Raw genomic sequence first — 11,284 nt, 5'->3', positions numbered from 1 at the left:
TGCCTTGGGCACCAGAGATTCAAAATAACTGCAAATAATAAATCGTACAACTAGAGTGAAATGCTCCAACTCTAATTGTACGATTTTTATTTTTGGACACATTCTAATTAATCGCTTACAGATTATCAATAATTTCTTGGGTCAATTTATTTTTTGATTTTAGAAATCCTTTTTTGTTACCACCTGTTTTAACCAATACATTTTCGTATTTTAAAGAATTATATGCTACAGATAAAATAAGTTGATTTTCATTAATAATTCCATTCCCTGTAAACCCATCTACTGTATTTCTTGTCAGTGCAACAAAATTAAAATCTCTGTATGGTACACCCATTACTCTAATATCTATCTTTTTAAATATAGGATCATTATTTGAAGTCGCATTTACACACTGTGACTCTATATAGTGTAATGACTCGACTTTATTTCCTAATTTATTGATATACATATATCCATTTCCATCTAACAAATAATCTCTTAACATTGCTTTTTTTGCTTGGTATGCATCTAATAAATCTCCTGTTTCATCATTCAATAATTTAAGCCTATAGTCATCTTTAATTTCCTTAGTCTCGTTTTCAGACTCTATATATAATTTAATAGGCATACTTGCAATAGTATTTGTAATGGCTTCTACACATCCATATACACTAGGGATATTTAATGCTTTTTCTTTATCTATATCATCTTTTTCTATTAGGGCTTTAAGTACTGGATCATCAATGATAACTTCCCCTTCTGCCTCTCTAATTTCATTGCGCTTAAACCACTTCAATTTAATCACCTCCTTTCTAAATAACTTGGCAGATAAATCCACCATTTCCATATAACCTTTCCTGCTCTAATAAATAAAGTGCATTAATAAGTGATACAACCATATCTACCTTATCTGCACTTTTCTTTTTATTAACATATTTATTTAAATTGGTATCCTCTGTACATCTAGCATTTTGGAAATTGATTTCTAACAATCTATTAGATTCATATTTAAACTGTTTTTGTAAAATTAACTCTTTAAGCCATTTTGTTGGGCTATGAAGTACACTTGAATGCTGCTTAATTTCTACGCACTCTATAGCTTCATTTTCTAGTTTTTTAACAGTACTTATTGCATTATATCGATCATAACCTAACTGTATTATTTCTACACCGTATTCATTTTCTAGGTTTAAAATGAACCTTTCTACAAAACTATAATCTATAACTTCATCACCACATTCAAAACAAGCACCTTCTTCTATTAGCTTTTTATAATCTACTGATTCTTTTTTAGACTTGTGTTCTATTCTATCCTTTGGAATAAACCCCCATACTTTAGCATAGATAAAATCATCATCTTCACAAGTCATGGCAAATGATGTATTATCATCACTTTGTGAAAGATCCAGCCCACAATAGACTTTTTTACCTCTCCAAAATTCTAAGTTTTCTTCTATTCTGCATTCCTTTACCTTAGTAATTTCAATATACCCTTCTACACCTAATCCTTTATATTTAATATTGTTATGTTTGCATAAATAATTTTCACGTTTATTTTCATATAATATAGCCATCTCCCGTTTATCTTTTATAGATTGAAATATATCTGGATTGTTATATGAAACAGGATTAGATTGATAAATAACTAAATCGTTGTTTTCCCATTCTTTAACAAGTTCTATATTCGGCTCATAAAGCAAACTAAAATATCTCTTGTTATCTGCTATTCTATCTAAAACCTTTTTGGCATGGTCTATTTCATCAAGCATTACATTATTATCATTTGGATATTGCGTACTAATAATAATTCCTAACTTATTTTTTAGTGTAATTTGTGATGACCGCATTGCTTCTACTGGATAGTCATCCATAGCTCCTGCTTCATCTGCTAAAAATATGTTAGCAAGTTTACCATCCATACGATCATTAGAATATGCCAGAGGTGTATATTCGATTTCTGTCATCTTACAACTAATCATATCCCTATTAATTTTAAAGTATTTATCAAGAGCTGGACTTGCTTTAACAATCTTTCTAAGTGCAAGTCTTAACTCATTCGATAACTTAAAATCAGGTGCCACACTAAAAAATCTACTGAATTGTGGTTCTGTTAACATACCAATTAAAAAAATCACAGCTGAATAAAAAGTTTTAAAATTTTTACGGCATATTTCTAATAATGCTGTTTCATAATATCTTCTACCATCACCTTTTAGTCTTGTACAAAATACTGCAATAATTAAAAACCAAGCATAATCTTCCATACCCTCATACATACTACACATCAAATCTGGGTGATTGATGATTTTAAGTAATTTACAAAGCTTTTTGTAGAATTTCTCATCTACATATGCCTCTTCATCTAACCCATCAACAATATTAATCCACGAACTAGCTTGTTTCTTTACATATATTCCTACATACTGATTATCCTCTTCTATACACCACTTAGCATATTGATAGGCTTTACTTTCTTTAATCATCTTCTCTCAACGCCTGTAACAATGGATCATCTTCTTTTTTATTTTGATTAATATTTGCAAGTTTAGCTCTAGATTGAGGGGATAAAGATAATTCGTTGCAGCACCTATAAAAATCTTTACTATACTCAGCTTTTGCAGCTCTTAATGTACTATTGGCCACTTTGCTAAAATCAGCATTAATACGCTTTTCAATTTCTTGCAATCTATCAATAGCTATTGCACATGTAGTTAAGATGTAAATATCCAAATTACCAAGTAACTCACTTTCTTTCAATTCATATACAATATAATTGAATATTTCAATTTGATTTTGAGTTAAGTAATCAGGTGGATAAATTTTATCACTATCCCCTTTTATTTTATTTTCTACCTCTATCCTTCTCTTCTTTTCTTCATTTGTAAAATGTTTTGAACTCACATTTATATTTTTTGCTGGTCTGGCCAAATCAATCACCTCTCTTCATTTAGGGAATTTTTTGTGTACAGAGGGCGTCTGTCGGTGGAAAAATCCTATAAAATTTTTGTCTTTATGAAGTAGGGGGGTACTCCTGTTCCCTCACTATATCAAATAATACTTGTTTAGGAATCTCTCCTTGTTCTGCCATCTCATGATGATGAGAACATATTGCAATCAGATTTTCATTATCTAATCTTCTAGAATAATTTTCTTCTAAGCTATCTATGTGATGTACTTGTATGTCTTGAAAGTTATATTTACGTGCTCCATATGCGTACAGCTCCCTAATGCACACTTGACACATTCTTCTATCTCTGCGCTTAATTTCATCACGTTTATTCTTCCATAAACTTGTCCATCTAAACTTATCTTTATAACTAGTTCGCTTATATCCAGACGGCTTCTTTCCACAATCTAATTTGCTATCATGTATTCTTCCACAGTATTTGCAACTCTTTAACATTATTTAGAACCCCTTGTTCTGAAGCTCCTGCTTCTTAAGTTTTAAATTCTCTTTATCATTTTCTACTTTATGAGGATTGTCTAGCCATTCCTTCTTAGCCTTATTGGTTAAGACAAACTTAGCCGCTTGAACATCTGCTGGTATATGAATGACCTTCTCTACTATCTCTACTCTTTCGATACTGCACTTCTTACCATCTTTATTGTAATATTCTTCTTTAACTTTGATCGGCACCTTCTCTATACGGTCATAACCTTTGGCGCGTTGAAATAAAGATACCTCAACAGATTTCACCTGCTCCTCCATAATCTTCTTACGAGTATTAGCGCATTGTTTCAAAACCGCTAAAAGCGCTACATTTTGCTTTTTTATCTTCCTAAATGTGGATTCTCCAATGCCAAGTAGTTCAGCCATTTCTTTTTGACTCATCCCCTGTAATGCCCATTCCTCAATGGTTTTAAGGTTTTGCATCACTCTTTCTTCTGCTGAATCTGCCACCTTTTCACCTCCCATTTTTATAGCGTTTTTAAGTTGAGACGCTATTCGTTTTAAAAAATATTGCACAAAAAAAGATTTAGATGTCATTTTTTTATTTTTCACCCTAAATCTTCTCAAATCCTTTATTTATCAATGCTTTGAACGTTATTTTTTTATATTTTAAAATGCACGTTATGACTAAGGTCTCTTGCATTTACTAAAACCTTGTCTAACCTTTGATTTATTTAACTTTTTATACTTTCTAAATTACTAATTGCATCTCATAACTGAAAATGATGCATTTAAAAAATCCCTTCCTATTAAATGCGATTTTTCTTTCTCTTTTCTGTTAAGTTATCCATCTTCTTAATAGAACGCTTTCTAAGTACCTTATTAAGTCCTAAATACTTAGCTGTTTCAGTAGGTGATACATGTCCTGCATAATTTTGTGCTTCTGCTAAATCATTATCTTTTTCATAAACCATAGTAATGCTAGTCTTTCTAAGAACATGTGTTGCCATATCATATATTCCTACAGCAGCACCAGCTTTTTTAAGCCTTCTATTTGCTTGTGAATAAGATATAGGGACATTTCTATCTCTAGGACTAGGAAATAAATATTCACTATTTGACTTACCATATGTATACTCTTTAAGTATTCTTTTTAAATCTGGGTGTATATCTATCTCTCTTGGCGGCTTTGGTTGCCTTGGTCTTTTCTTGCGTTCTTTTAGATCTTTTTTATGTAATCGACTAAGATACTTTGTTTTACCCTCTTCAATTATAAGGGTATCACCTCTTACATCTCTTACTGTTAACTGTAAAACATCACCTATTCTAAAGGCTGTGTAGAGCATAATAGAAGATATAACATACACCATTATGTCATTTTCTTCTAAGTAATCTAACAACCTAAATAGTTGTCTTTCATTATCTATTGGTTCAGTTCTTCTTCCTATGCCCTCACATCCTTTCTATAAATAATAATAAAAATACACCTAGCACTTAACTAGATGTATTTAAAACGGATATTTGATAGGTTGCCCTATCGTTTTAATATTTCTTTAGGGGGAATTAGGATGAACTCAATGTTTAGGATGATTTCTTTCGTTCACCCATTAACATATTAACATGGATATCTGTTCAATGGCTGTTCAACATCTGTTCTTTCCTGTTCAAAATCCACCATCATCTGTTCACTACCTGTTCAGCATCTGTTCATGCTTTTGATAAAAAAATAAGAGATAAGTCATCACGACTTACCTCAAATGATATTTTTATTATTAAGAAAACAGTTACTTGTTTGGCCAAGCTGGAATTTGTATTATTCTTCATAACCTATAATTGCAATCAGGTTACTACACATCTTCCAATTATTCAGGTTCACTGCTAGAAGTCCTTCGTATCCTATCAAGATTATTACCTGCTATGTCACGTTTCTCTACAAAATCTACATAAAAGTCTTTAAATTCAGCTATTTCACTTTTTCCATCTCCCAGATACTGATATATCTTCTGTAATGCTCCAATGGAAAAACTGCATGCAAGTTCAAATGTGGTTCTTCCTCCTTCCGGGTCGCGAATCCATTTCAACGAAAGTCCATTTTCATCTGCACTCATACCCATTGCGGCATTCAATCCATGTGATTCAAATGATAATCCTCCATAAATACCATCATAATATTTTTCATAACCAATTTCTTTCATTAAACCATAGATGCTTGTTATATTGCTGCATACTTCGTACCACTGAATATATACCTTTTTCTTATTTTTACTCTGTTTCTTTTTGGCATATAACTTCTTTTTTCTAGCTACATCCGTTTCTTGAAAAACTGTTTTTGACTTTATTAATCGGTTTAATGCTTGCTTTTTCTTTTCTAGTTTTTCACAGTTTTTGTAAAACTCATCTTTCCCTTTTGTAGCAATAATTAGCTTTCCATATTCAGATTCTGCATTAAAATAAATTTTACCTTTATCTAATTCCTGGTAATGATGTTCCAGATAATAGGCTGCTGCTCTTTTTTGCGTATGATCTTTTAATATAAACTCCAACCCAACTATGTTCTCTATCAGAGAGCGTAGTATAATCTGTGCTGGTTCAAATAAACTTACAGAATATAAAACATTGATGGCATCCAGTTGTTCCATGATTTTTCTTATAAATAAAACAATAACAGTATCAACAAAATCATCTTTTCTTGAAGTTCCTATTATCATTTCATTTTCGACTTCTCCAAATCTGGTAATAACTGAATCCAACACATAGCTTGCTTGTTCAATAATTTCTTTTACATCATCGTAATCTTCTACATTAAAGAACAAATTATCAAATATTTTTAAATACGAATTCTGCATAGTACCCCCTAAATTCTAATTTATAAACCTATAAAATATCTTTTAAATTTTATCATACTTAACTTATAAAATCAGTATTTAGGTAATAAAAAAAGCAGACTTATGCCTGCTCTACTTTATCAATATAAATATACTTAAATAAAGGTAAATCTATATAACTTTCATCTCCTTTTATTTTATCTGCTAGTGCCTTAATACCCTTTTCACCATACCTCCTGCATGTTGACTCACTTAACCCCATTTTTCTTGTTACATAATCCCAAGTATAACCCTCTATATGTTTTAACTCTAAAACATCTCTCCACTCTTTCTTAATATCCAGCAAACTTAAATCAATACGCTTTAAATAAAATTGCAATGAATCTATTTCCTCTTCCAAATCTAATTCCATTTGAATATTTTTAATCGCTATTTTCTCTACTATAGAAGTTACTTTATTTGTTTTTGCAGGCACCTCATCATATGTACTACTTTTTATACCAACTTCTCTATCATTATGCTCTCTTTCACTTTTTAATTTCTTTAGAAACTCTTTTTTTGATTCTAATTTTGCTCTGTACTCTTTATAGTTTTCCAAACACTCTATTGTCTCTTGTAAATATTTATTTTTCATCCTAATCCCTCCAATATCAAACTTTCATTTGTTTGCTTGAATAAGCACCAAAACACTTGGACTAAACTATTAAAATTTAATCCAAGTGTGCTGGTCCTTATTCAATTATTTCTTTTTGTACTTAGCAAATATATCAGCAGCTCCCCCTACTTTTGGTTTTTTCATTTGAGGTGTAAATCCATCAAGAAAATTAATATCACTTTTAAGTCTTGTCTCACTGGTAGCCTGTAAGTTTCTCTTAATTGATTCTTGATTTTCAATCACTCTATTCTTAATTTGCTCTAGCCTTGTAAACGGCAAGCTTAACCCTGCTAATACACAAATCGTTTCTTCCCCATATCCTTGAAATGCATCTATGTAATTTCCTACTTCTTTCTTTAACTCTGAAATATCTACACATTTAGCAGCTAATAAACCAACATACTTAATAACTTGGTCCCCCTCAATAGGAGCATATATATTTGACTTAATTCCCGCTACTATATTTGCTAAGTTTGTTTGCTCCTTATCAACCTTTGTAATTGTTAACATTCCTCTTGAACTTAACATTTCCATTACCTCTGCTTTATCAATATTACCTTTAACATCTTTATGATTTGGCATATCAAGCATTCCTTGTAAGAGTTCAACAAAATCTTTATTAATACTTAATTTATTTTCACAAGCATTATTATCTAGGACAATTGTGCTTGCTATTCCATCTACCTCTTCTAATTCTCTAAAACATTCGTATGCATTAATATGTGTCTTTAATGGTTCGTTTTCTCCTGGAATAATAGTTATTGCACCTACTGCCTTTTCCATATGCTGAATAAGCAAGTCTATTAACATTGGCGATGCTCCTGAACCAGTTCCTCCACCACTACTAAAAATTACATAGATAAAATCTTTATTAACCTTATCTTCAATCTCTTTTGCAATGTTTTCAAAGTCCTCTATAACAAGCTCCTTTGCTTTATTTCTATCTTTATTGCATCCTTCTCCACCCTTAATGTGATACTTGAACTTAGTTTCAAGTGTTGATAGGTCCTCATCTGAGGTATTTAAGAAAAGAACATCATATCCAACTGCCTCTAACTTACTTCCAATATTTCCACCTGCTTGTCCAACTGCAATAAATCCAATTTTGTTATTCATCCTAATTCCTCCTCTAATAACTTTAATCCTATATCAGTTATGTAATAAGTATGTTCTCGCCCTTCATGTAATCCTTTAGCAATGTACCCACTTAGCACTAACTGGTTTACTCTTCTATGTAATGTTACTTTTTTTATTTCAAGTACATTCATAATGTCATTTCTTGTTATGGCTTGTATCTTTCTAAAGCACTGATTTTCTTGTAATACATTAAGTATTGCATAATCTAATTTATCCATTGTTTCACATCATTTCATATGATTTTATTATGTTTCATAATATTTCACATCATTTCATATAGTTTCACAAGATTTCACTCGATGACTTCTACACCTTCCAACACTACTGTAATTTGAACATCACATAGAGTATTACAATGCTCACACCTCTCATACTCTACCATTGCATTAGCCCATTCAGATGTATTGATCTTCTCACATCTTGGACATTCCCATTTAATTTCATCTGTCATGCTCTTCTCCTCCCAAAATCAATTTTTATTGAGTTTATTTTCTATATCTTTTAATGCCTCATAAAATGCAACAATTTGTATCATATTCCTTTTTACTGAAATAATTCCCGTTGGTATATGTTTTACACTGACAATACTTTCTCTAATCTTCAACGGGTCACTTTCATCATAAAGCTCTCTATAAACACGTACCTTTATATCTTTTCTTTCTATACTCAAGCTTCACACCTCCTATCATTTTGCCAAGGTCGGCAAAACGTTTAAAAACATTTTTTTATTGCTCATCTGTGAAATCTTTATACCTAATTTCTTCAACCAACTCAAATTCAGCTTCAATAATGCTATTCCCTTTTACTCCTGTTGTCTGATTAACGCATTCCCACCCTTCTGATTCCATCTGCTCAATATGCGCATCTCGCTCTTTTTTTGTTTTGTAACTGTAATATTGTGATGTTACTTTTTTCTGTGACTCAATCCAAAGTTCCACCTTATCACCTCCTGGACCATATCTCCCATATCGGCGACATGGTCAAAAACATTTTTTATTCAATAACACCATATAACTTCTTTATTTCTTCAAAGTCTTCACGATCTCTTAAATCATCTAACTCACATAATGTTTCTTCTTCTTTTCTAAAATCATCATCCATGTCTATCCTTGTCCATAAGAACTCTTTCCACTCTGGGTCATAAACTGGAACTGTATATGCATCATACGCTGGATTAGTTAAATAGACTGGGCCTTCTTCAAACATATAGCTATCACATCTTTCTAACCCTGTTATAGGCTCTATCTTAGGAACTGACTCAATCACCTTTTTTATTTCGGAGCCTGTCATTTTCTTCAAATCATATACTTTACGCTCTGTCACTTTATTTGCCTCCTCAAAAACTAATTTTATTTACTAAAAACTAACAACTGGTACCGTATGATAAATAATTACATACCCATCACCTGTATTTATTACTTGTTCTACAAGATTGCCTTCTTTTATAAAATCAATTAAATATGTTGCCAATCCAATTGTGTCTACATTACTTAACGTTTTTACCTTTTGCATCTTCTCACCCTTTCTTGTAACCAAAAAACTATTTTATTGCATATCATTTAATTCTGGTATTCTATAATCACAAATGTATTCTACTGCCATAAACAATACATCTATCAATGTATTTGAATGATTTTCCCATATAGGCGATACATCTATGTCATTTACTGCATCTTCTAAATTTAGTAACTGAATACACCATCTTTCATCTACTGTATAGATATTCATTTGTGCAAACTCTCGTATAAACTCTATCAACTGTCCTGCTGTTAGTAATGGTGTATTTGCATCGCCTTTTAGTTCTCTAACTGCGTCAAGTTGACTACTTCTATAAATCAAGGTAGGATCTCCGTCTAACGGAACGTATAAATCCATCATTTTTGGTTGCCACCACTTTAGTAACGTATATTGAGTTGCCATTGACGCTCTATTAAATTTTGCTATATCAATAACTTTCATGTTTTCACCTTCCCAAAGAACTATTTTATTAATTGGTGTATTGCTGCTTTAACATTGTTATAAGCTAAATACATACCATTTACTTCACCATCATGAAAAATACATTCGCCGTCATAACATTCAATTTCTTCACCATCTTCATCTATGGTATAAAGTTTCATTCTTTTAACCCTATCTATTTCTTTTTCTACAAACTTTAGTAATTCTTCCATTCTATCACTCTCCAAAAAATTATTTGTTTAGTTGAATATTTTATTTTCCCGTGTTAATCTCTAAATAAAGATTATTTATACTTTATATACAAAGGAGAATTTATTATGAAATGCCCATACTGTAATAGTGTTATGAGACTTGGGACTATACAAGCAGATAATTTGTTATCTTGGACACCAGATGGTGAATCTCCAAAAGGTGCTACTCGCTGGGCAAAAAGTCCAAACAGTATTGTTTTAGCTAAATATTTTATGTTAGCACCGGCAGTAATAGATGCATTTTATTGTCCTGATTGCCAAAAAATAATTATTAACGTCGATAATACAAAGTGATTTTTTTCTTAACCTAAAAAACTTAGATTTTGCCAATTAAGCATATAGCTTCATTTAATATCTGAACATCTTTCGCCCATTGATCTCCTTCCTCGCCACACATGTCTTCACAATGGTCCTTTAAGTCCTCAAGTCCTTTTATAATCTCTTGCCTTCTTATGTCATTCAGCACCTCTAGCAACTCTGGGTTCTCGTAAATATTCCCCATCACAATTCTTAGGTCCACTTTATCAAATAAAGGAATAGCATCTTCTCCGTTATCTATAACAAACTCGCAGTCATAGAACTTAACCACACCTTTAAAATCTCTTCCACCAATACATTGAGCTTCTACGATGTCTCCTTCATAGATTTCTTTACCATTGTTGTCTTTAAGACCCGTGTATTGCATTAATAAAATATCTTTATGATACGGCTCAAAATTTCCCCAATGTGGCTCGCATTTATAATCAACTTTCTTTGGCTCAATCCACATCGAACATGCTGTATAGTTCTCGTCATCCATTACGTTGTCTCCATACATTCCTACCATAACTTTGTAGTTCATGTACTTATATTTAGCGTCCCATGCTCTAAACTTAATTGCTCTCACTTGCTTCATCCTCTCTTAGTTGACAAATTTAACTCTTTTGGGTAAATCGGTGGAACACTACGTTCATGTCCACCGAATCAATAATTATTTTTATCTAATCTCTATTGCTCCATTAACATACTTTTTTACTACCCTATGTTCTTGATCTATTGTTAATATATCTGCAATAAGTTTGTGCATTGCTTCTGCTATTAAGTATTA

General features: G+C 31.6%; 19 protein-coding genes. 1 reads left to right on the top strand and 18 read right to left on the bottom strand.

The genetic code is table 11. The features are described 5' to 3' along the window. Nucleotides 1–115 precede the first annotated feature (115 nt). The 17 genes from H8718_RS18880 to H8718_RS18800 all read right to left on the bottom strand — a co-directional run bounded on the left by H8718_RS18880 (nt 116) and on the right by H8718_RS18800 (nt 10,158). Nucleotides 116–775, bottom strand: a complete 660-nt coding sequence (locus H8718_RS18880) for a phage portal protein (protein WP_249334523.1) — start codon at nt 773–775, stop codon at nt 116–118. Between the two features lie 16 nt (nt 776–791). After that, entirely contained in the window at nt 792–2,462 is a 1,671-nt protein-coding gene (locus H8718_RS18875; RefSeq protein ID WP_249334521.1) for a terminase TerL endonuclease subunit, read from the bottom strand. Next, nucleotides 2,455–2,907: a P27 family phage terminase small subunit gene (locus tag H8718_RS18870; protein ID WP_249334519.1), complete on the bottom strand. Its 453-nt coding sequence runs from the start codon at nt 2,905–2,907 to the stop codon at nt 2,455–2,457. The genes H8718_RS18875 and H8718_RS18870 overlap by 8 nt, the downstream gene beginning before the upstream one ends. Nucleotides 2,908–2,989: 82 nt before the next feature. Then, nucleotides 2,990–3,382 carry an HNH endonuclease gene (locus H8718_RS18865; RefSeq protein WP_249334517.1) on the bottom strand — a complete coding sequence of 131 codons (393 nt, stop codon included), beginning with the start codon at nt 3,380–3,382 and terminating at the stop codon, nt 2,990–2,992. A 3-nt stretch (nt 3,383–3,385) separates the two neighbouring features. Beyond that, entirely contained in the window at nt 3,386–3,880 is a 495-nt protein-coding gene (locus H8718_RS18860) for a helix-turn-helix domain-containing protein (protein WP_249334515.1), read from the bottom strand. A gap of 299 nt (nt 3,881–4,179) precedes the next feature. After that, the gene (locus tag H8718_RS18855) at nt 4,180–4,797 is read right to left on the bottom strand and encodes a tyrosine-type recombinase/integrase (protein WP_330597784.1); all 618 of its coding nucleotides are present in this window, start codon (nt 4,795–4,797) and stop codon (nt 4,180–4,182) included. Between the two features lie 435 nt (nt 4,798–5,232). Continuing rightward, nucleotides 5,233–6,216, bottom strand: coding sequence for a DUF5677 domain-containing protein (locus tag H8718_RS18850; protein WP_249334512.1), 984 nt, complete (start codon nt 6,214–6,216; stop codon nt 5,233–5,235). A gap of 100 nt (nt 6,217–6,316) precedes the next feature. Continuing rightward, nucleotides 6,317–6,829, bottom strand: a complete 513-nt coding sequence (locus H8718_RS18845) for an RNA polymerase sigma factor (protein ID WP_249334511.1) — start codon at nt 6,827–6,829, stop codon at nt 6,317–6,319. Between the two features lie 105 nt (nt 6,830–6,934). Then, entirely contained in the window at nt 6,935–7,966 is a 1,032-nt protein-coding gene (locus tag H8718_RS18840) for an FtsZ/tubulin family protein (RefSeq protein WP_249334509.1), read from the bottom strand. Next, nucleotides 7,963–8,205, bottom strand: a complete 243-nt coding sequence (locus H8718_RS18835) for a winged helix-turn-helix domain-containing protein (protein WP_249334507.1) — start codon at nt 8,203–8,205, stop codon at nt 7,963–7,965. Before H8718_RS18835 ends, H8718_RS18840 begins: the two co-directional genes overlap by 4 nt. A 74-nt stretch (nt 8,206–8,279) precedes the next feature. Next, nucleotides 8,280–8,438, bottom strand: coding sequence for a hypothetical protein (locus tag H8718_RS18830; protein WP_249334506.1), 159 nt, complete (start codon nt 8,436–8,438; stop codon nt 8,280–8,282). An 18-nt stretch (nt 8,439–8,456) separates the two neighbouring features. Beyond that, entirely contained in the window at nt 8,457–8,657 is a 201-nt protein-coding gene (locus H8718_RS18825) for a hypothetical protein (RefSeq protein WP_249334505.1), read from the bottom strand. Between the two features lie 55 nt (nt 8,658–8,712). Next, nucleotides 8,713–8,925 (bottom strand): hypothetical protein, encoded by a 213-nt coding sequence (locus H8718_RS18820; protein WP_249334503.1) that lies wholly within the window; start codon nt 8,923–8,925, stop codon nt 8,713–8,715. Between the two features lie 55 nt (nt 8,926–8,980). Beyond that, nucleotides 8,981–9,310 carry a hypothetical protein gene (locus tag H8718_RS18815; RefSeq protein WP_249334502.1) on the bottom strand — a complete coding sequence of 110 codons (330 nt, stop codon included), beginning with the start codon at nt 9,308–9,310 and terminating at the stop codon, nt 8,981–8,983. Between the two features lie 33 nt (nt 9,311–9,343). After that, a complete protein-coding gene (locus H8718_RS18810; protein WP_249334500.1) occupies nt 9,344–9,499 on the bottom strand; it encodes a hypothetical protein in 156 nt (51 codons plus the stop codon). Nucleotides 9,500–9,532: 33 nt separating this feature from the next. After that, nucleotides 9,533–9,865, bottom strand: coding sequence for a hypothetical protein (locus H8718_RS18805; protein WP_249334499.1), 333 nt, complete (start codon nt 9,863–9,865; stop codon nt 9,533–9,535). Nucleotides 9,866–9,966: 101 nt separating this feature from the next. After that, on the bottom strand, nt 9,967–10,158 hold the full coding sequence (locus H8718_RS18800) for a hypothetical protein (RefSeq protein WP_249334498.1): 192 nt from the start codon (nt 10,156–10,158) through the stop codon (nt 9,967–9,969). Nucleotides 10,159–10,263: 105 nt separating this feature from the next. On the opposite strand from H8718_RS18800, the gene H8718_RS18795 reads away from it, so the two are divergent. Further along, on the top strand, nt 10,264–10,491 hold the full coding sequence (locus H8718_RS18795; RefSeq protein ID WP_249334496.1) for a PF20097 family protein: 228 nt from the start codon (nt 10,264–10,266) through the stop codon (nt 10,489–10,491). 22 nt (nt 10,492–10,513) lie between these two features. Here H8718_RS18795 and H8718_RS18790 read toward each other — a convergent pair whose 3' ends face one another. Further along, nucleotides 10,514–11,083, bottom strand: coding sequence for a YopX family protein (locus H8718_RS18790; protein WP_249334494.1), 570 nt, complete (start codon nt 11,081–11,083; stop codon nt 10,514–10,516). Between the last annotated feature and the right edge of the window lie 201 nt (nt 11,084–11,284).

The organism is Zhenhengia yiwuensis (assembly GCF_014384995.1).
Classification (GTDB): Bacteria; Bacillota; Clostridia; order Lachnospirales; family Cellulosilyticaceae; genus Zhenhengia; species Zhenhengia yiwuensis.
Note: the sequence above shows the minus strand (reverse complement) of the source record. Positions and strands in the feature narration are given on the sequence as shown.

Excerpts from the sequence above, each read along its gene's own strand:
- H8718_RS18875 (WP_249334521.1), bottom strand. The coding sequence starts at position 2,462 with ATGATTAAAGAAAGTAAAGCCTATCAATATGCTAAGTGGTGTATAGAA.
- H8718_RS18865 (WP_249334517.1), bottom strand. The coding sequence starts at position 3,382 with ATGTTAAAGAGTTGCAAATACTGTGGAAGAATACATGATAGCAAATTA.
- H8718_RS18850 (WP_249334512.1), bottom strand. The coding sequence starts at position 6,216 with ATGCAGAATTCGTATTTAAAAATATTTGATAATTTGTTCTTTAATGTA.
- H8718_RS18845 (WP_249334511.1), bottom strand. The coding sequence starts at position 6,829 with ATGAAAAATAAATATTTACAAGAGACAATAGAGTGTTTGGAAAACTAT.
- H8718_RS18840 (WP_249334509.1), bottom strand. The coding sequence starts at position 7,966 with ATGAATAACAAAATTGGATTTATTGCAGTTGGACAAGCAGGTGGAAAT.
- H8718_RS18835 (WP_249334507.1), bottom strand. The coding sequence starts at position 8,205 with ATGGATAAATTAGATTATGCAATACTTAATGTATTACAAGAAAATCAG.
- H8718_RS18830 (WP_249334506.1), bottom strand. The coding sequence starts at position 8,438 with ATGACAGATGAAATTAAATGGGAATGTCCAAGATGTGAGAAGATCAAT.
- H8718_RS18810 (WP_249334500.1), bottom strand. The coding sequence starts at position 9,499 with ATGCAAAAGGTAAAAACGTTAAGTAATGTAGACACAATTGGATTGGCA.
- H8718_RS18805 (WP_249334499.1), bottom strand. The coding sequence starts at position 9,865 with ATGATGGATTTATACGTTCCGTTAGACGGAGATCCTACCTTGATTTAT.
- H8718_RS18800 (WP_249334498.1), bottom strand. The coding sequence starts at position 10,158 with ATGGAAGAATTACTAAAGTTTGTAGAAAAAGAAATAGATAGGGTTAAA.
- H8718_RS18795 (WP_249334496.1), top strand. The coding sequence starts at position 10,264 with ATGAAATGCCCATACTGTAATAGTGTTATGAGACTTGGGACTATACAA.